Annotated in this window: 18 protein-coding genes; 11 read left to right on the plus strand and 7 right to left on the minus strand. The window is 71.0% G+C overall.

Annotation, left to right across the window (positions count from 1 at the left end):
* Positions 1-63 precede the first annotated feature (63 nt).
* On the plus strand, positions 64-1101 hold the full coding sequence (locus ACZ58V_RS17775) for a class I SAM-dependent methyltransferase (RefSeq protein WP_471290672.1): 1038 nt from the start codon (positions 64-66) through the stop codon (positions 1099-1101).
* 169 nt (positions 1102-1270) lie between these two features.
* Here the strand turns inward: ACZ58V_RS17775 and ACZ58V_RS17780 are convergent, their stop codons facing one another.
* Entirely contained in the window at positions 1271-2470 is a 1200-nt protein-coding gene (locus ACZ58V_RS17780; RefSeq protein ID WP_471290673.1) for a bifunctional adenosylcobinamide kinase/adenosylcobinamide-phosphate guanylyltransferase, read from the minus strand.
* Between the two features lie 222 nt (positions 2471-2692).
* Here ACZ58V_RS17780 and ACZ58V_RS17785 point away from each other — a divergent pair, with 222 nt between their 5' ends.
* Positions 2693-2905 carry a hypothetical protein gene (locus ACZ58V_RS17785; protein ID WP_382841179.1) on the plus strand — a complete coding sequence of 71 codons (213 nt, stop codon included), beginning with the start codon at positions 2693-2695 and terminating at the stop codon, positions 2903-2905.
* Positions 2906-2945: 40 nt separating this feature from the next.
* On the opposite strand, the gene ACZ58V_RS17790 is transcribed toward ACZ58V_RS17785, so the two are convergent.
* Both ACZ58V_RS17790 and ACZ58V_RS17795 read right to left on the minus strand, forming a co-directional pair.
* Positions 2946-3686 carry a class I SAM-dependent methyltransferase gene (locus tag ACZ58V_RS17790; protein WP_468191729.1) on the minus strand — a complete coding sequence of 247 codons (741 nt, stop codon included), beginning with the start codon at positions 3684-3686 and terminating at the stop codon, positions 2946-2948.
* 80 nt (positions 3687-3766) lie between these two features.
* A complete protein-coding gene (locus tag ACZ58V_RS17795; protein ID WP_189724612.1) occupies positions 3767-4366 on the minus strand; it encodes a DUF3043 domain-containing protein in 600 nt (199 codons plus the stop codon).
* Between the two features lie 305 nt (positions 4367-4671).
* On the opposite strand from ACZ58V_RS17795, the gene ACZ58V_RS17800 reads away from it, so the two are divergent.
* The 5 genes from ACZ58V_RS17800 to ACZ58V_RS17820 all read left to right on the plus strand — a co-directional run bounded on the left by ACZ58V_RS17800 (position 4672) and on the right by ACZ58V_RS17820 (position 11031).
* Positions 4672-5475, plus strand: a complete 804-nt coding sequence (locus ACZ58V_RS17800) for a PspA/IM30 family protein (RefSeq protein WP_189724611.1) — start codon at positions 4672-4674, stop codon at positions 5473-5475.
* A gap of 23 nt (positions 5476-5498) precedes the next feature.
* Entirely contained in the window at positions 5499-5777 is a 279-nt protein-coding gene (gene pspAA / locus ACZ58V_RS17805; protein ID WP_189724610.1) for a PspA-associated protein PspAA, read from the plus strand.
* 74 nt (positions 5778-5851) lie between these two features.
* A complete protein-coding gene (locus tag ACZ58V_RS17810; protein ID WP_468190565.1) occupies positions 5852-7072 on the plus strand; it encodes a sensor histidine kinase in 1221 nt (406 codons plus the stop codon).
* Complete coding sequence (locus ACZ58V_RS17815) at positions 7069-7752, plus strand: response regulator (protein ID WP_468190563.1); 684 nt, start codon at positions 7069-7071, stop codon at positions 7750-7752. Before ACZ58V_RS17810 ends, ACZ58V_RS17815 begins: the two co-directional genes overlap by 4 nt.
* A gap of 159 nt (positions 7753-7911) precedes the next feature.
* Positions 7912-11031, plus strand: a complete 3120-nt coding sequence (locus tag ACZ58V_RS17820) for an efflux RND transporter permease subunit (protein ID WP_468190561.1) — start codon at positions 7912-7914, stop codon at positions 11029-11031.
* Positions 11032-11109: 78 nt separating this feature from the next.
* Here ACZ58V_RS17820 and nadA read toward each other — a convergent pair whose 3' ends face one another.
* Positions 11110-12294 (minus strand): quinolinate synthase NadA, encoded by a 1185-nt coding sequence (nadA, locus tag ACZ58V_RS17825; protein ID WP_468190559.1) that lies wholly within the window; start codon positions 12292-12294, stop codon positions 11110-11112.
* Between the two features lie 282 nt (positions 12295-12576).
* On the opposite strand from nadA, the gene ACZ58V_RS17830 reads away from it, so the two are divergent.
* On the plus strand, positions 12577-12933 hold the full coding sequence (locus ACZ58V_RS17830; RefSeq protein WP_003989692.1) for a HesB/IscA family protein: 357 nt from the start codon (positions 12577-12579) through the stop codon (positions 12931-12933).
* A gap of 94 nt (positions 12934-13027) precedes the next feature.
* Here ACZ58V_RS17830 and ACZ58V_RS17835 read toward each other — a convergent pair whose 3' ends face one another.
* On the minus strand, positions 13028-15094 hold the full coding sequence (locus ACZ58V_RS17835; RefSeq protein ID WP_471290674.1) for a hypothetical protein: 2067 nt from the start codon (positions 15092-15094) through the stop codon (positions 13028-13030).
* A gap of 145 nt (positions 15095-15239) precedes the next feature.
* A complete protein-coding gene (locus ACZ58V_RS17840) occupies positions 15240-15449 on the minus strand; it encodes a hypothetical protein (protein WP_189724603.1) in 210 nt (69 codons plus the stop codon).
* Positions 15450-15581: 132 nt separating this feature from the next.
* On the opposite strand from ACZ58V_RS17840, the gene ACZ58V_RS17845 reads away from it, so the two are divergent.
* Positions 15582-16556 (plus strand): carbohydrate kinase family protein, encoded by a 975-nt coding sequence (locus tag ACZ58V_RS17845; RefSeq protein ID WP_468190554.1) that lies wholly within the window; start codon positions 15582-15584, stop codon positions 16554-16556.
* A gap of 73 nt (positions 16557-16629) precedes the next feature.
* Here the strand turns inward: ACZ58V_RS17845 and ACZ58V_RS17850 are convergent, their stop codons facing one another.
* Positions 16630-18009: an aminotransferase class V-fold PLP-dependent enzyme gene (locus ACZ58V_RS17850; RefSeq protein ID WP_471290675.1), complete on the minus strand. Its 1380-nt coding sequence runs from the start codon at positions 18007-18009 to the stop codon at positions 16630-16632.
* 266 nt (positions 18010-18275) lie between these two features.
* Here ACZ58V_RS17850 and ctaC point away from each other — a divergent pair, with 266 nt between their 5' ends.
* Both ctaC and ACZ58V_RS17860 read left to right on the plus strand, forming a co-directional pair.
* On the plus strand, positions 18276-19241 hold the full coding sequence (gene ctaC / locus ACZ58V_RS17855) for an aa3-type cytochrome oxidase subunit II (RefSeq protein ID WP_468190550.1): 966 nt from the start codon (positions 18276-18278) through the stop codon (positions 19239-19241).
* Positions 19238-19551 (plus strand): cbb3-type cytochrome c oxidase subunit I (locus ACZ58V_RS17860; protein WP_471290676.1); only part of this gene is annotated, 314 nt, incomplete at its 3' end. The genes ctaC and ACZ58V_RS17860, both read left to right, overlap by 4 nt.

The raw sequence follows: 19551 nt of genomic DNA on the forward strand, positions 1-19551 counted from the left end.
CGTTCCCGTTTGCAGCGGATTGTCGTACGTCCCTGCCGTACGCCTCGCGCCCGGGAGCCGCCCATGCCCGAACTTCCCGCCCCCTCCGTCCCCCAGGCGACCGCGCCGGTGCACGAACCGCGCCGCGAGGACTGCCCCTGGTGCGGCTCCGGCCGGCTGCGCAACCGGCTGCGCACCGGTGACCTGCGGCAGTACAAGCCGGGCAACTTCACCGTCGACGACTGCCGCGACTGCGGCCACACCTTCCAGAACCCCCGCCTCACGGCCGAGGGCCTCGTCCACTACCAGCGGACCGTGCGGGGGGCGCCCATGGACCCCACGGCCGACGCCCTCGTCGCCCTGCGCGGCAGCCGGCAGCGCCACCTGTCGGCCGCCCGGGCGATGCGGCGGTTCGGGGAGCCGGAGAGCTGGCTGGACGTCGGGACGGGCCTCGCGCGCTTCCCGGCGACGGCCCGGGAGTTCTTCCCGTACACCTCCTTCGACGGCCTGGACGCCACCCCGAGCGTGGTCCGGGCCGTCGCGGCCGAACGCGTCGAGGAAGCCCACGTCGGCCGGCTGTCGGACCCCCGGATCTCGGGCCCGCTGCGCGCCCGCTACGACGTGGTCAGCATGCTCCACCACCTGGAGGGCGCCCTCGACCCCCGCGCGGAACTCCACGCCGCCCTCCGCGTTCTGCGCCCCGGCGGCCACCTGCTCATCGAGACCCTCGACCCCCGCAGCGTCTTCGCCGCGCTACTGGGCCGCTGGTGGCTCCTCTACGACCAGCCCCGCCACCTCCACCTGCTGCCCCCGCGCAACCTCCGGGCCGAACTGGAGACGACAGGCTGCGCGGTCCTCACCCTCGACCACCGCCCCACCCACATCCCCCACGACCTCTCCGGAGCGACGTCCCTGGCCCTCTCCCACGCCCTCCCCACCCCGGACACCCCCTGGCGAGCCATCCCCCCACCCCCGTTCCGACGCCACGCCCGCGAGGCCCTCCTCCGAGCGGGCCTCCCGCTGGTGGGCGTAGCGGCCCTGGCAGACCACCTACTGGCCCCGGTGGCCCGCCGCACACGCTTGGCGAACACGTACCGCCTCATCGCCCAAAAAGCCCCCTAGCTGCGGGCATGCGTGCCTCCCCCAGTGCCTCAAGGGCCTGGGAGGTGCCCCCAGGGCGGCACGGGTGGGCGGTGGGGGTCCCCCGCTCGAGCGAAGCCGAGAGCGGGGAGGCACCTCGTCGCGCCGAGCTGCGCACCCACCCGGCCTCAGCCCCCACCCACAGCACCTGTCACCCCCGCAGCACCAAGGCCTGCCCCGCCACCACCAACAGCACCTGCTCACACTCGCCCGCGAACCCCGCGTTAAGCCGCCCGAGTTCATCCCGGTACCGCCGCCCCGACGCGGTCGCCGGCACGATCCCCGACCCCACCTCGTTCGACACGGCGACAACGGTCCGCCGGCTCGAGCGCACCGCCTCCGTCAACTCCCGCACCCGCTCCCGCAGCGCCTTCTCCCCGCGCTCCGCCCACACCGCGTCGTCCCACGCCCCGACGGAGTCCATCGCGTCCGTCAGCCACAACGACAGACAGTCGACCAGCACCGGCGGCCCCTCCCGCGCCAGCAGCGGCACCAGATCGCAGGTCTCCACCGTCTGCCACGAACCCGGCCGCCGCTCCCGATGCGCGGCCACCCGCACCGACCACTCGGTGTCCCCGTTGCGCGACCCGCCCGTCGCCACGTACAGCACGTCGGGAAAGGCCTCCAACCGGCGCTCGGCCTCCACCGACTTGCCCGACCGCGCCCCGCCCAGCACCAGCGTGCGCCGTGGTACGTCCGGCACGTCCTCGTACGCCCCCACCGACAGCGTCGCCCCGTCCGGCACCGCCCGCGCCCCGGCCGCAGCGAGCCGCCGCCCGAGCTCCGGGCCCGGCGGCACGTCGTGGTCCAGATGGACGGCGACCACATCGGTGGTCGGCCCCACCGCCCCGACCGCCCGCAGCTTCGCCAGCGCGTCCGGCCGCCCCGCGACATCCGCGAGGACCATGTCGTACGGCTCGGCCGGTTCCGCCAGCCCCGCCGGCGCCCCGCCCGGCGGCAGATACAGCAGCCGCTGCCCCTCCGGCCCGGTCACCGCGTACCCCGTGCCCGGCGCGTCCATCGCCACCGCCCGCACCCGGTGCCCCGTCAGCAGCGTCAACTCCTGCCCGTCCGGCACCCGTCCGGGCTGCGGCACCCCGGCAGGCACCTCGACCGCGGGCCCGTCATGCGGATGCGACAACAGCACCTGCCGCACGCCGGTCAGCGAACGCCCCGCCCGAGCCGCCGCGAACGCCGCTCCGGGCGTCAGATCGAGCAACAGCGCCCCGTCCAAGAGCAACGCGGTGGCCGCCCGCGCGTCCGGCCCGAGAGCGGCGGCACAAGCCGCACAGGGACAATCGGGGCGGGGAAGCCCCGCAGGAGCGCCGGTACCAAGCAGAGTGAGTTCCACGCCCCGATTCTCACCCGTGGCCATGGGTCACGCGTGACGGAGACGCACCTAAGGGGCGTGGGGAACCGCGCGACCAGCCCGATACCACCCGCACGCGCCCGACAACGCGCACTCCCGCGACGCCTATAACGCCCAACCCGGCGGAGCGCTTACGCTCGGGGACAGGAGCCGGACCAAGATCCGGCTCCTGCTGTGCAGTGTGCTCACACATGGGAGGCGTACATGGCGGCATGGACGTGGCGGTTCGAGAAGACCGACGGGACTGAGGTCCAGCCCGCGGTGCCGCCGGAGGACTTCCCCACCCAGGGGGATGCCGAGTCCTGGATCGGGGAGCACTGGAAGGAGCTGCAGGAAGGCGGCGCCGACCAGGTGCGGCTGTTCGAGGACGCCACGGAGATCTACGGCCCGATGAGTCTGCACGCGGCCGAGGCGTGAGCCCCGGGGCGGGGGCCGACGGCCCCCGCCCACCCGCTCGTCAGCCCCGTACGCCGCACAGGTGCAGCAACGCCGCCACCCCGCGGTACGGATCCGTCCGCCCGGCCTTCTCCTCCACCGCGAGCAGCGTCTGCGCGTCGTCCGGGACCTCCGCGCCGTCCGCCGCCGTGTCCGTGAACACGCGCACCCCGTACCAGGCGTGCAGCGGCGCCCCGATCCCCGCGAGCGTCGACGTCAGGTCCTTCAGCCGGTCGGCCCGTACGTCGAGCCCCAGCCGGATGGGGGTCCCCCCGTTCGAGTCTTTTCGAGAATGGGGGAGGCTGGCGGTCGTGTCGAAGGCGGCCAGCGCGTCGGCCCAGGCGCCGGAGAGCCCCGGCCGCAGTGCGAGCGCGTCCCCGTTGCGCACGAGCAGGGACAGCAGTCCGCCGTGCGCGAGCATCCGGGCGAGACCCGCCAGCAGCGGGTCGGGCTCCTCCACGTACATGAGCACGCCATGACACAGGACCACGTCGAAAGCGCCCGGCAGGAAGTGCACACCGGTGTCCCGGCCGTCGCCCTCGATGATCCGCATCCGCTTTCGAATGCCCTCGGGTTCCCCCGCGAGGGCATCCCGGGCCACGGCGATCATCTTCGGGTCCTGCTCCAGGCCGGTCACCTGGTGTCCGGCCCGGGCCAGCCGCAGCGCCTGCGTGCCCTGGCCCATGCCCACGTCGAGCACCCGCAGCCGCTTCCCCACCGGGAACCGCCCGGATATCTGTTCGTCCAGCTGCCGGGCGACCAGCTCCTGCTGGACCACATCGCGCAGCCCGCCGAGCCCGGTCACCCAGGCGTCCGCCGCGCTCTCGGAAAACGGCGTCGTGGTCAGGGCCGCTCTCCGCGCTTGACCTGCGGCTTCGGCAGCCGGAGCCGGCGCATCTGGAGGGAGCGCATCAGGGCGTAGGCGACCGCGCCACGCCTGTTCTCGCCGGCGAACCGCTCGGCCAGCTGCTTCTTCAGACGGAAGGCCGACACGAACGAGTCGAGCACGATCAGCACGATCACCACGAGCCACAGCAGCAGCGCGACGTTCTGCAGCGAGGCCACGCGCACCATGCTCAGCACGAGGATGACCACGGCCATCGGCAGGAAGAACTCCGCGATGTTGAACCGCGAGTCGACGAAGTCGCGCGCGAACCGGCGGACCGGTCCCTTGTCGCGGGCGGGCAGATACCGCTCGTCGCCGCTGGCCAGCGCCTGGCGCTGGCGCTCCATCGCGGTACGGCGCTCCGCGCGCTGTCGCTTGGCGGCCTCCTTGCGCGTCGTCGACGTGTTGGCCACGCTGCGGCGCTGGGACTGGGCCTGGCTGCGCTTGGGCGTGGGACGGCCCTTGCGGGCCTCGGGGTGACGGGGCTGACTGGAGTCGGTCTCCGGCGCCTTCACGGCGGCCTGGGCCTTCTCATCCTTCGCACGGCTACGGAACACAAAACCCAAGGGTAAGGGCTTCCGGGCATGGACCCCAGTCCCGTGGGGAACGATCCGGCAACACCAGTCGTCTGTATGGGGACAGAGGGGACGTTGTGTACGGCTCCGGTCGTTCCCCGGGATGTACGCCTCCGGTAACCCCGGGGATCACCTACTCCCTACGCCGGAGCGGGGTCGTCCACAGTCGTCCTTGGGGATGAGCGCATCCGTCCCCGAACAGTGCGGTAATGGATGCAGGGCCCGTACTGTGGGTTCTGTCGCAGGAGCTGGAGCCGGAGTCGGTCAGAAGGGGGCGCGCGAAGCCCATGAGCGGTGTCATGAAGCGTATGGGGATGATCTTCCGCGCGAAGGCGAACAAGGCCCTTGACCGGGCCGAGGACCCGCGCGAGACCCTCGATTACTCGTACCAGAAGCAGCTGGAGCTGCTCCAGAAGGTGCGCCGCGGCGTCGCCGACGTGGCGACCAGCCGCAAGCGCCTGGAGCTGCAGCTCGCCCAGCTGAACAAGCAGTCCTCCACGCTGGAGGACCAGGGCCGCAAGGCGCTCGCGCTGGGCCGTGAGGACCTGGCCCGCGAAGCGCTGTCCCGCCGGGCCGCCCTCCAGCAGCAGGTGACCGACCTGGAGACCCAGCACGCGACGCTGCAGGGCGAGGAGGAGAAGCTCACTCTCGCGGCCCAGCGGCTCCAGGCCAAGGTCGACGCCTTCCGTACGAAGAAGGAGACGATCAAGGCGACGTACACGGCGGCCCAGGCGCAGACCCGGATCGGCGAGGCCTTCTCCGGCATCTCGGAGGAGATGGGCGACGTCGGCATGGCGATCCAGCGCGCCGAGGACAAGACGGCACAGCTCCAGGCGCGCGCCGGCGCGATCGACGAGCTGCTCGCCTCCGGGGCGCTGGACGACCAGTCCGGGATGCACAAGGACGACATCCAGGCCGAGCTGGACCGGCTCTCCGGTGGTACGGATGTAGAGCTGGAACTGCAGCGGATGAAGCAGGAGCTGGCCGGGGGCCCGGCCGCCGGGCAGCAGGCCATCGAAGGTGGCACGAGCCAGTCGCCGCAGCAGGACCGGCAGCAGCCGCAGGACACCCCGCGCTTCGACAAGCAGTAGGGGCCCACGCCTAGGAGGGCGACATGATCGTACGGATCATGGGGGAGGGCCAGGTGAGGCTGGCCGACGGCCACCTCACCGAACTGAACAAGCTGGACGACGAGCTCCTGGCCGAAATGGAGAACGGCGACGGCCCGGCCTTCCGTCGCACCCTCCAGGCCCTGCTGACCAGGGTCCGCGACCTCGGCGAACCCCTCCCGGACGACTCCCTGGAACCATCGGAACTGATCCTCCCGTCTCCGGACGCGACTCTGGAAGAGGTCAGGGACTTCCTGAACGACGACGGCTTGATCCCGGGCTGAGTGGCGCCGACGCCGAGCACCTCACACCCGGCCCCCATACCCCCGTACACCTCGCCCAGCTACCGTAATCAGCCGTGAGCACCCTCCAAAGGGCCAAAGTCCAGGCCAAGGCGCACCCCCTCGCCGTGGACGCGGTCCTGGCCTCAGGGGTCCTGGCCTGTATGGTCGCCGGCTCCTTCGTGGAGCCCCGGCACCGCGACACCGTCAACTGGGTCCTGCGCACCCCCGACCCGCTCAGCCTCGTCCTGATGGTCCTCGCCGCCGCCGCCCTGGTCTTCCGCCGCCGCGCCCCCATGACGGTCCTGGCCCTCACCGGCACGTTCTCCGTCATCGAGTCCGTCACCGGCGACCCTCGCGCCCCCGTCGCCATGTCCGCGGTCATCGCCCTGTACACCGTCGCCTCCACCACCGACCGCCCCACCACCTGGCGGGTCGGACTGCTCACCACGACCGTGCTGACCGGCGCCGCCATGGCCGCCGGCCCCCTGCCCTGGTACGCCCAGGAGAACCTCGGCATCGTGGCCTGGGCCGGCATCGGCGCCACCGCGGGCGACGCCGTCCGCAGCCGCCGCGCCTTCATCCAGGCCATCCGGGAACGCGCCGAACGCGCCGAACGCACCCGCGAGGAGGAGGCCCGCCGCCGGGTCGCCGAGGAACGCCTGCGCATCGCCCGCGACCTGCACGACGTCGTCGCCCACCACATCGCCCTGGTCAACGTCCAGGCCGGCGTCGCCGCCCACGTCATGGACAAGCGCCCCGACCAGGCCAAGGAGGCCCTCGCCCACGTCCGGGAGGCCAGCCGCTCCGCCCTCAACGAGCTGCGGGCCACCGTCGGCCTGCTCCGGCAGTCCGGTGACCCGGAGGCCCCCACCGAACCCGCCCCCGGCCTGGACCGCCTCGACGAACTCGCCGGCACCTTCCGCAACGCCGGACAACGCATCGAGGTCGCCCGCACCGACCAGGGCACCGCCCTGCCCGCGGCCGTCGACCTGGCCGCCTACCGGATCATCCAGGAGGCCCTGACGAACGTGCGGAAGCACGCCGGGCCGCACGCCAAGGCCGAGGTCAGCGTCGTACGGGTCGGACCGAACATCGAGATCACCGTGCTCGACGACGGCAGCGGCGAGGACGCCGACCCGGGCAGCGGCGGCGGACACGGCCTGCTCGGCATGCGGGAGCGCGTCACCGCCCTGCGCGGCACCCTCACCACCGGTCCCCGCTACGGCGGCGGCTTCCGCGTCCATGCGATCCTGCCGGTCAAGAACCGCACACCGACCGGGGAGGACCCCGCATGACCATCCGTGTCCTGCTCGCCGACGACCAGGCGCTGCTGCGCAGCGCCTTCCGGGTGCTCGTCGACTCCGAGCCCGACATGGAGGTGGTGGGGGAGGCGTCCGACGGCGCGGAAGCGGTGCGGATGACCAAGGAGCAGCACGCCGACGTCGTCCTCATGGACATCCGGATGCCCGGCACCGACGGTCTCGCCGCGACCCGCATGATCAGCGCCGACCCCGAACTCGCCGACGTCCGCGTGGTCATCCTGACGACGTTCGAGGTCGACGACTACGTGGTGCAGTCGCTGCGCGCCGGCGCCTCCGGCTTCCTCGGCAAGGGCTCGGAGCCCGAGGAGCTGCTGACCGCCATCCGGACCGCCGCCGGCGGCCAGGCCCTGCTGTCCCCGGCGGCCACCACGGGCCTCATCGCCCGCTTCCTCGCCCAGGACCCGACCGACGACGGCGAGCGCGACCCGGCCCGCGCCGAGCGGCTCGACTCGCTCACCGGGCGGGAGCGCGAAGTGCTCGTCCAGGTCGCCGGCGGACACTCCAACGACGAGATCGCCGAGCGTCTCGAGGTCAGCCCGCTGACGGTGAAGACGCACGTCAACCGGGCCATGGCCAAGCTGGGCGCCCGGGACAGGGCCCAGCTCGTGGTCACCGCGTACGAATCCGGCCTGGTCCGTCCAAGGGTGGAGTGAGCTCGACCCGGGTGTACTGCGCCCGGAGTATGCGCGGCATAAGGAAATGGACCTGGGGCCTACGAAACCCCGGTCCCCGATGGCTCAGGGTGTAGGGGCGGGTGCTCATCTGCGCGCTCGCTGCCGCTTCTGCCGCTAACAGAAGAGAGACCCTCACCCATGTCCTGGCTGTCGAAATTCAGCCTCGCGCAACGGGCCCTGATAGGGCTGATGTCGATCATCGCGCTCGTCTTCGGGGCGATCGCGATACCCCAGCTCAAGCAGCAGCTGCTGCCCACCATCGAACTGCCCATGGTGTCCGTGCTGGCGCCGTATCAGGGCGCGTCACCGGACGTGGTCGAGAAGCAGGTCGTCGAACCCATCGAGGACAACCTCGAAGCCGTCGACGGCATCAGCGGCGTCACCTCCACCGCCAGCGAGGGCAACGCCGTGATCATGGCGTCCTTCGACTACGGCAACGACACCAAGCAGCTCGTCGCCGACGTCCAGCAGGCCGTCAACCGGGCCCGCGTCCAGCTCCCGGACGACGTCGACCCGCAGATCGTCGCCGGTTCCACGGACGACATGCCGACCGTCGTCCTCGCCGTCAGCTCCGAGCGGGACCAGCAGGCCCTGGCCGACCAGCTCGACAAGACCGTCGTGCCGGACCTCAAGAGCATCGACGGCGTCGGCCAGGTCACCGTCGACGGTGTGCGGGACCTCCAGGTCGCCGTCACCCCCGACAACGCGAAGCTCGCGAAGGCGGGCCTCACCCCGCAGTCCCTCACGCAGGCGCTCCAGGCGGGCGGCGCCACCGTCCCGGCCGGCTCCTTCGACGAGGACGGCGCCAACCGCACGGTCCAGGTCGGCGGCGGCTTCACCTCGCTGAAGCAGATCCAGGACCTGATGGTCACGGGCGAGCCCGGCAAGGGGAAGCCGGTGCGCCTCGGCGATGTCGCCACGGTGAAGCAGCAGGAGGCCCCGGCCGACTCCATCACCCGCACGGACGGCAAGCCCAGCCTCTCGGTCGCCGTCACCATGGACCGCGACGGCAGCGCGGTCGCCATCTCCGAGGCCGTCCAGGACAAGCTCCCGGAGCTGCGCAAGGACCTCGGCTCCGGCGCGAGCCTCACGGTCGTCAGCGACCAGGGCCCGGCGGTCTCCAAGTCCATCAAGGGCCTGACCACCGAGGGTGCGCTCGGTCTGCTCTTCGCGGTCCTGGTGATCCTGGTCTTCCTGGCCTCGATCCGCTCGACCCTCGTGACCGCGGTGTCCATCCCGCTGTCGGTCGTCCTCGCCCTGATCGTGCTGTGGACGCGCGACCTGTCGCTGAACGTCCTGACGCTGGGCGCGCTGACGATCGCCATCGGACGTGTCGTCGACGACTCGATCGTGGTCCTGGAGAACATCAAGCGGCACCTCGGCTACGGCGAGGAGCGCCACTCGGCGATCCTCCAGGCCGTCCGTGAGGTCGCGGGCGCGGTGACGTCCTCGACGCTCACCACGGTCGCGGTGTTCCTGCCGATCGGCCTGGTCGGCGGCATGGTGGGCGAGCTGTTCGGCTCGTTCAGCCTGACGGTGACCGCCGCGCTGCTGGCGTCCCTGCTCGTCTCCCTGACGGTCGTCCCGGTCCTGTCGTACTGGTTCCTGCGTCCCCCGAAGGGCACCCCCGAGGACGCCGACGAGGCGCGCCGGATCGCCGAGGAGAAGGAGGCCAAGAGCCGCCTCCAGCGCCTCTACGTCCCGGTCCTGCGCTTCGCGACCCGCCGCCGCCTCACCAGCGTGGCCCTCGCGATCGTCGTCCTCGTCGGCACGTTCGGCATGGCGCCGCTGCTGAAGACGAACTTCTTCGACCAGGGCGAGCAGGAGGTCCTCAGCGTCAAGCAGGAGCTGAAGCCCGGCACCAGCCTCGCGGCGACCGACGCCCAGGCGAAGAAGGTCGAGCAGCTGCTCGCCGACACCAAGGGCGTGAAGGACTACCAGGTCACGATCGGTTCGTCCGGCTTCATGGCCGCCTTCGGCGGCGGCACGGACACCAACCAGGCCTCGTACCAGGTGATGCTGGACGACTCGGTGCCGTTCGAGGACGTCCAGGACGACATCGAGAAGGGCCTGGCCGGTCTCAAGGGCATCGGCACGACCACCATCGCCGCCGGTGACGGCTTCGGCGCCCAGGACCTCAGCGTCGTGGTGAAGGCCGCCGACTCCGATGTCCTGCGTACGGCGTCCGAGGAAGTCCGCAAGAAGGTCGCCTCGCTCGACGACGTCACGGACGTCACCAGCGACCTGGCGCAGAGCGTGCCGCGCATCTCGGTGAAGGCCAACGACAAGGCGGCCGCTGCCGGATTCGACGACCAGACCCTGGGCGCCGCCGTCGCGCAGGCGATCCGCGGCACCAACGCGGCCAAGGCGACCCTGGACGACAGCGAGCGCGACGTCGTCATCCGTTCGGCCGAGCCCGCGCGGACGCTGAAGCAGCTTCAGGACCTGCGCCTGGGCGCGGTGAAGCTCGGCGACATCGCCACGGTGAAGCAGGTCGACGGGCCGGTCTCCATGACCCGGATCGACGGCCAGCGCGCGGCCACCATCTCCGCGAAGCCGACCGGTGACAACACGGGGGCGGTGAGCACGAAGCTCCAGTCCGAGATCAGCGCGCTGAAGCTCCCGGAGGGCGCCACGGCGTCGATCGGCGGTGTCTCCGAGGACCAGGACGAGGCGTTCCTCAACCTGGGCCTGGCGATGCTGGCGGCCATCGCGATCGTCTTCATGCTGCTGGTCGGCACCTTCAAGTCCCTGGTCCAGCCGCTGATCCTGCTCGTCTCCATCCCGTTCGCGGCCACGGGCGCCATCGGCCTCCTGGTGGCGACCGGCACGCCGATGGGTGTCCCCGCGATGATCGGCATGCTGATGCTGATCGGCATCGTGGTGACGAACGCGATCGTGCTGATCGACCTGATCAACCAGTACCGCAAGCAGGGCTACGGCGTCGTCGAGGCCGTGATCGAGGGCGGCCGCCACCGGCTGCGCCCGATCCTCATGACCGCCCTGGCGACGATCTTCGCCCTGCTGCCCATGGCCCTCGGCATCACCGGCGAGGGCGGCTTCATCGCCCAGCCGCTGGCCGTGGTCGTGATCGGCGGTCTGGTGACGTCGACCCTGCTCACCCTCCTCCTGGTCCCGACGCTGTACGCGATGTTCGAGCTCCGCAAGGAGCGCCGGGCGAAGAAGCGGGCAGCGAAGAAGGGCCTTCCGGCCCCGCGCACGGAGACGGCGGAGGAGCCGGAGCCCGCGCAGGTCTGATCCTCGTACGGCACTCTCGTACGACGCAGGAGGCCCCACCCGGACACCGGGTGGGGCCTCCGTTGTGCGGAAGGACCGTTACGGCAGCGCCAGCATCCGCTCCAGCGCCAGTTTCGCGAACGCCTCCGTCTCCTTGTCCACCTCGATGCGGTTGACGAGGTTGCCCTCGGCCAGGGATTCCAGGGCCCAGACCAGGTGAGGGAGGTCGATGCGGTTCATCGTCGAGCAGAAGCAGACCGTCTTGTCGAGGAAGACGATCTCCTTGCCCTCGGGTGCGAAACGGTTCGCCAGGCGGCGGACCAGGTTCAGCTCCGTGCCGATGGCCCACTTGGAGCCGGCCGGGGCCGCCTCCAGGGCCTTGATGATGTACTCCGTCGAGCCGACGTAGTCCGCCGCGGCCACGACCTCGTGCCGGCACTCGGGGTGGACCAGGACGTTCACGCCCGGGATGCGCTCGCGCACGTCGTTCACCGAGTCGAGGCTGAAGCGGCCGTGGACCGAGCAGTGGCCGCGCCACAGGATCATCTTCGCGGCGCGCAGTTCCTCGGCCGTCAGACCGCCGTTCGGCTTGTGCGGGTTGTAGAGGACGCAGTCCTCCAGGGTCATGCCCATGTCCCGCACGGCGGTGTTGCGGCCGAGGTGCTGGTCCGGCAGGAAGAGGACCTTCTCGCCCTGCTCGAAGGCCCAGTCCAGGGCCCGTTTGGCGTTCGAGGAGGTGCAGATCGTGCCGCCGTGCTTGCCCGTGAACGCCTTGATGTCGGCGGACGAGTTCATGTACGAGACGGGCACGACCTGCTCGGCTATCCCGGCCTCGGTCAGCACGTCCCAGCACTCGGCGACCTGCTCGGCCGTCGCCATGTCGGCCATCGAGCAGCCGGCGGCCAGGTCGGGCAGGACGACCTTCTGGTCGTCGGACGTCAGGATGTCCGCGGACTCGGCCATGAAGTGCACACCGCAGAACACGATGTACTCGGCCTCCGGGCGGGCGGCGGCGTCCCGGGCCAGCTTGAAGGAGTCTCCGGTGACATCGGCGAACTGGATGACCTCGTCGCGCTGGTAGTGGTGGCCGAGCACGAAGACCTTGTCTCCGAGCTTCTCCTTGGCCTTGCGGGCGCGCTCCACCAGGTCCGGGTCGGACGGCGAGGGCAGGTCGCCGGGGCACTCCACGCCGCGCTCGCTCCTGGGGTCGGCCTCACGGCCGAGGAGCAGCAGGGCGAGGGGCGTCGGCTGTACGTCGAGCTCCTGGGGCTGGGCGGTGGTCACGACACGCACCCTTTCTGTTACGCGACTTTTCGTCGATTTGACGCTATCTATCATAACCGCTTCACGTCACGTTGACGATGGCCATAGCGTCTGTGTGACGTGAATCCCGGTGAGCCGCCGTTCATTCCCGGGAACACCGGGAAAGAGCCGTTTTCCGGTTCCCGGCGTGTGTGCGAGCATGAAACGGAGCCGTAAATCGAGCGCCAGGCCCGGAATGAATCCGCGGCCCCGCCGGTTGGACCCGTCGGCAAGCAGTCTCCGTACAACCCGGGAGAGATGTAGATGTCCGTATCGGACGAGACCACCACCGTCAGCGACGGCATCATCCTGACCGACGCCGCCGCGGACAAGGTCAAGACCCTGCTCGACCAGGAAGGCCGCGACGACCTCGCGCTGCGCGTCGCCGTCCAGCCCGGCGGCTGCTCCGGCCTGCGCTACCAGCTCTTCTTCGACGAGCGTTCCCTCGACGGCGACGTCGAGAAGGACTTCGGCGGTGTGAAGGTCGTCACCGACCGCATGAGCGCCCCGTACCTGGGCGGTGCCACGATCGACTTCGTGGACACGATCGAGAAGCAGGGCTTCACGATCGACAACCCGAACGCGACCGGCTCCTGCGCCTGCGGCGACTCCTTCAGCTGAGCCTGCCGGACCGCCATAGGCGGCAGCGGACATGACGAAGGCGGCGGCCCCCTCCGACGGGGCCGCCGCCTTCGCGCCGCATGCCTACCCGGTACTACCGCTCCCGCGTCGGGGGAGCCGGCAGCCGCGCACCCTCCTTGGCCAGCGGGACCGCCTTGCCGTCCGAGCCCACGACCTCACGGTCACCCAGCGGCTCGTCCAGCCGCACGGTCTCCTGGAACTGCTTCGCGATCATGATGCAGACCTTGTCCGGCCACGCGGTCGAGGTCACCTCGACCGTCACCTCGCCGCCCTTTTCGCTCGCCTTCACGTCGTAGTCGGCGCACACCCCGCCCGTGAAGGTCACGGTCAGCTCGTCACCCTCGGCCCGGTAGCCGTCCACCTCTACGTTGCGCGGTCCGGGCGCCGACGTCGGCTTGTCACTCGGCTCGCTCGGCGTGGAGGACGTCAGGTACTTCGGGTCGACCGCCGGGTACGTCACCGTGAACGGGTCCTTCGCACCCGGCGCCGTCACCTCGAACAGCCAGGACGGCACCAGCGCCTGGCGCCCGTCCGCGAAGTGCGAGGCCAGTCCGAACACGGCGTTCTCGACCGTGACCGCGTCCTGCTCGGGAGACCCGCTCGCCGACGATCCGCAGGGCTGCTCCAGCCGGTCCTTCAGCGGCACGGCGCTCGCACAGCCGCCGATGCCCATCCGGTGGTCGCTCTTCGGCCGCTCCTCCATCAGCTCCAGCGCCTTCTTGGCGCTGACCACGGGGTACGTGTCCCCCTTGGCCGGCGCCTTCAGCTGACCGCTGCCGCCGACGACCTCGCCGTCGGAGCCGACCGTCACCCCGGTGTTCCAGCCGTGCGTCGGCAGTCCGCCGACCTCGGGAGCGGCGTTCACCACCCGCTGGGCGCCCATGACCTGGCTCGCGTCGAGCTTCGCGTCGTCCTGACCCAGCGCCTTCAGCACCGGCGCCGCGGCCTTCTCCGCCGCCGCCTCGCTCACCGGGGTGCCGCCGGACTGCGGAGCCGTGCAGGTGTCGGTGCCCTTGCAGTTGTCGGTGCCCGGGGCATAGCGGTTGAACGTCCAGGCCCCCGGCGCCTGCTTGTTCACCTGGAGACTCGGCCCGGAACCGTCCTGACCGGCCCCGACCTTCCAGGCCTCGCCCTGTGCCACCGGCGCCCCCTCGACCCCGAGGGCCTTCGCCAGCCGGGCCACGTCCTCCTTGGTGACCTCGCCCCGCGCCCGGTACACCGGGGCTTCGCCGGGGCCGTCCGGCAGCGTGCCGCCGAGCCGGTAGGTGGCGCCGTAGGGGTTGGGCTCACCGGGTGCGATGCCGTTGCCCTCGCCGGAGGTCGATTCCGAGTACCCGTCGAGCGCGAGCGGCGGGGGAGTGTCGTCCCCGCCGGGCGCGCCGGACGTCTGTCCACCGCCGGACCCGTCGGCCACGTTGGTGGCGAGCCAGGCCCCGCCCCCACCGATCAGCAGCACGGCGGCGGCGACGGAGGCGATGATCGCGGGCGTCCGGGGTCGCCCGCCGCCCGGGTGGACCAGTTCCTCCACATCGCGGGGCAGGTCGCTGTCCGGCACCTCGGCGGCTGCCGCGCCCGCTGCCCGGTCCGGGGCCGAGCCGGCTTCGTCGACGCCGGTGCTCTCGGTGCCGGCCTCGGGTTCCGGTGCCGATGCGGCCTTCGCCGTGGCGCCGTCCTCCGGGGCTTCGGAGGCCTCAGGAGCCTGGCCGCCCTCAGGGGCCTGCTCCGTCTCAGCGACCTCGGGCGTGTCGGCCGCACGGGACTCGGCATCCAAAGCCTCGGAAGCCTCGCCGGCCTGTGCCTCGTCCTGGGCGTTCGCCGAGCCCGGGGTCTGTGCCTCGTCCTGGGCGTTCGCCGAGCCCGGGGTCTGTGCCTCGTCCTGGGCGTTCGCCGAGCCCGGGGCCTCCGCCCCGTCCTCGGCGTTCGCCGAGCCCGGGGTCTGTGCCTCGTCCTGGGCGTTCGCCGAGCCCGGGGCCTCCGCCCCGTCCTCGGCGTTCGCCGAACCCGCCTCTGTCTCGTCCCGCGCGCCCGCCGAACCCCGTTCACCGTCGGAGACGCCCCCGATGTCCCGGGCAGGGTCGGCGGCTCCGGTGCCGCCCGCTTCCCTGGCGTCGTCGTCGTTGTCGGGTCGCTCGGTGTTCACCGCATCGCTCCTTCGGCTGCACAGCTGTCCCAGGGGACCCGGACCGGTCACACAAGGGCCGCTGGTGGGTCGTATCCCGCCTCCCCTTTACGGGGGACAGCGATGGGACGCAGCGGGGGAGCACACGGTTCCCGCAGGGGCCCGTTCAGTCCCCGTAGTCCGACATGGCGTCGAGCAGCCGGGCCGACGCCGGAGGTACGGTCACACCATGGATCAGGGCCGGGGAGACCGGCCGGGAGGCGATCCGGTCGGGAGCCGCCCAGTGGGGAGCCATCCGCGCCCCGTCACCCGGCAACGACGCCAGATCGCCTTCGAGATCGACCGGAACGGGTGCCTGGACCTTGAGGTTCGTCATAGCGGCACCGTAGGCACGCTCGAGCTCGCGGAGAAAGATCTACTATCGGGTAGTTTCGTTGCCTTCAGAGCTGCCCCGCCCACCCGATAGCGTGAAGTGTCAAGGCCCGCCTCTCTCAGGAGAATCCACGCCGTGCGCATCGCAGTCACCGGCTCCATCGCCACCGACCACCTCATGACCTTCCCCGGTCGCTTCGCCGACCAGCTCGTAGCGGACCAGCTGCACACGGTCTCGCTGTCGTTCCTGGTCGACAAGCTCGACGTCCGCCGCGGCGGCGTCGCCGCGAACATCGCGTTCGGCATGGGGCAGCTCGGCACCCGGCCGATCCTGGTCGGCGCCGCGGGCGCGGACTTCGACGAGTACCGCGCCTGGCTCGACCGGCACGGCGTCGACACCGACTCCGTCCGCATCTCCGACACGCTGCACACCGCCCGCTTCGTGTGCACCACCGACTCCGACCACAACCAGATCGGCTCCTTCTATACGGGCGCCATGAGCGAGGCCCGCCTCATCGAGCTGAAGACCGTCGCCGACCGGGTCGGCGGACTCGACCTGGTCTCCATCGGCGCGGACGACCCTGAGGCGATGCTCCGCCACACCGAGGAGTGCCGCTCCCGGTCCATCCCGTTCGCCGCCGACTTCTCCCAGCAGATCGCCCGGATGAACGGCGAGGAGATCCGCATCCTGCTCGACGGGGCGACGTACCTCTTCTCCAACGAGTACGAGAAGGGCCTCATCGAGACCAAGACCGGCTGGAGCGACGCGGAGATCCTGTCCAGGGTGGGCCACCGCGTGACCACCCTCGGCGCGCGCGGCGTCCGCATCGAGCGGGTCGGCGAGGACCCGATCGAGGTCGGCACGCCGGACGAGGAGCGCAAGGCCGACCCCACGGGCGTCGGCGACGCGTTCCGCGCGGGCTTCATGTCGGGCCTCGCCTGGGGCGTCTCCCTGGAGCGGGCCGCGCAGGTCGGCTGCATGCTGGCGACTCTCGTCATCGAGACGGTGGGGACGCAGGAGTACCAGCTGCGGCGGGGGCACTTCATGGAGCGGTTCACCAAGGCGTACGGGGATGAGGCCGCCGCGGAGGTTCAGGCGCACCTCGCCTGAGATCCGGGCTGTTCGTCTGCGGGGGCGTGGGGGGCTGGTCGCGCAGTTCCCCACGCCCCCAAAGGCAGGGCGTTCAGCTCACCCGGCGGACCGTGTACGCCGTTCCTCTGTCCGCCGGTTCCTCGCCCACGTACTCCTGGTTCCGCATCTCGCACCACGCCGGGATGTCCAGGCGGGCCGCCTCGTCATCCGACAGGACCCGGACCAGGCCCCCCACCGGCACATCGCCGATGACCTTGGCGAGCTCGATGACCGGAATCGGGCACCTCTTGCCCAGAGAGTCCACGACAAGGACGTCCGCCTCCCGCACCACCACCTCGGAGACCGGCGCCCCCAGCTTCTCCCGGACGCCCGCCACGGCCCTCGGCAGAACCTCCAGGAAGCGCTCCACATCCTCCTCCGCCGCCCCGAGCGGCAGCGACACCCGCACATTGCCCTCGCTCAGCACGCCCATCGCCCGCAGCACATGGCTCGGCGTCAGCGTGCTGCTCGTGCAGGACGACCCGGACGAGACGGAGAACCCCTCCCGGTCCAGCTCGTGCAGCAGCGCCTCTCCATCGACATAGAGACAGGAGAAGGTGACGACCCCGGGCAGTCGGCGCACCGGATCCCCGACCACCTCGACATCGGGCACCAGCCCCGGCACCCGAGCCCGGATCCGCTCCGTCAGCTCCCGCAACCGCGCGGCCTCCCCGGCCGCCTCCGCCCGTACGGCCCGCAGCGACGCCGCCGCGGCCACGATCGCCGGGATGTTCTCGAAACCGGCCGCCCGCCCCGACTCCCGCTCGTCCACCGGCCCTTGCGCCGAGAACCGCACACCCTTCCGCACCACGAGCAGCCCGACCCCGGACGGCCCACCCCACTTGTGCGCACTGGCCGCGAGCAAGGACCAGTCCCCTTCCACCGGACCCCACCCGAGCGACTGCGCGGCATCCACCAGCAACGGCACCCCGGCCTCCCGGCACCGCTCGGCCACCGCCGCGACGGGCTGCTCCGTCCCCACCTCGTGATTGGCCGACTGGAGACAGGCCAGCGCCGTGTCCCCGCGCAGGGCATCGCCGTAGGCCACCGGATCCACCGCCCCGCCCCGGCCGACCGGCACCTGGGTGACGGACCCGCCGTCCGCCTCGTGCGCCTCGGCCGAATGGAGTACCGAAGAATGTTCGACCGCTGACACGATCAGGTGGCGCCCTACCCGCCGCCGCCCGGCCAGCGCACCCGCAACCCCCGCATGCACGGCACGCGTTCCGGACGAGGTGAACACCAGCTCGTCCGCCCGGCACCCCACCGCCTCGGCGGCGGCCTCCCGAGCCGCGTCCAACAGCATCCGAGCCCGCCGCCCCTCCCTGTACAGCCGCGCCGGATCCGCCCACCCTTCATCGAGGGAGGCCAGCAGAGCCTGCCGGGCAACAGAATGAAGCGGAGCAGCGGAAGCAGCATCGAAGTAGGCCACACGGCAACGCTAGATCGTCCAGCACCGAGACGTCCCAAAAGGGGCGCGGGGAACTGCGCGAGCAACCACAGCGAAGGCCGCACCCGCCAAACAAGCGAACACCCCGACTCGGTAGGCACCCCTCCTCGAGAACCCCCGGAGGGCGTCGGCTAGGGTTTGGTCCGCATAAACATCCAAACCCCTGCCCGACGCAGGGCGGCGACCGACCAGCGAGAAGGCCAGGCCGCAGCCGATCCGCGCGGGCGAGACTCTCGGGAAGGCGCTACGTGAGTCCCAACGGCTCCGACCGCTCGCCGCGGCGCCCGATGCGGCGGAAGCTGCTGCAGGCACTGACCGCGGGCCTGGTCTTGGCGACAGCCACCGGTTGCTCGTACAACTGGGAAGACTTCCCCCGCCTTGGTATGCCCACCCCGACCACGGAAGAGGCTCCGCGGATCCTCTCCCTGTGGCAGGGGTCCTGGGCGGCTGCGCTCGCCGTTGGCGTGCTGGTGTGGGGTCTGATCCTGTGGAGTGCTTTCTTCCACCGGCGCAGCCGCACCAAGGTCGAAGTTCCCCCACAGACCCGGTACAACATGCCCATCGAGGCGCTGTACACCGTGGTCCCGCTCATCATCGTCTCGGTGCTGTTCTACTTCACCGCCCGTGACGAGTCCGAGCTGCTCAGCCTCAAGAAGAAGCCCGACGTCACGGTCAACGTGGTCGGCTTCCAGTGGAGCTGGTGCTTCAACTACATCGAGCCCGTCGCGGGTTCCACCGGTGACGCCAAGACCTCCAAGGACCTGGACGCGATCCCGGACCGGTTCAAGGAGGACTTCCCGGCCAACGCCGGCGGCGCCTACGACTGCGGTACCCCCGGTACGCGGAACCCGCAGACGGGCAACCCGGGCCCGACCCTGTGGCTGCCCAAGGGCAAGACGGTCCGCTTCGTCCTCACCTCGCGTGACGTCATCCACTCCTTCTGGGTGGTGCCGTTCCTGATGAAGCAGGACGTCATCCCGGGCCACACCAACGCCTTCGAGGTGACCCCCAACAAGGAGGGCACCTTCATGGGCAAGTGCGCCGAGCTCTGCGGCGTCGACCACTCTCGGATGCTGTTCAACGTGAAGGTCGTCTCCCCCGAGCGTTACGAGCAGCACCTCAAGGACCTCGTGGACAAGCAGCAGAACGGTTACGTTCCTGCCGGCATCGCGCAGACGAGCCACGAGAAGAACCGGGAGACGAACAACCTGTGAGCATCCTCAACGAACCCCAGGGTGCCGCGGCAGCAGGGTCCCACTATGCGGACGAGTTGCCGGTCAGGCGCCAGAACCGCGGCAGTGTCGTGGTCAAGTGGCTGACGACGACGGACCACAAGACGATCGGCACGATGTACCTGATTACATCGTTCGCCTTCTTCGTCATCGGTGGCGTGATGGCGCTGTTCATGCGCGCCGAGCTGGCCCGGCCTGGTCTGCAGATCATGTCGAACGAGCAGTTCAACCAGGCGTTCACGATGCACGGCACGATCATGCTGCTGATGTTCGCGACGCCGCTGTTCGCCGG

It is taken from the genome of Streptomyces sp. NPDC040589, assembly GCF_055594445.1.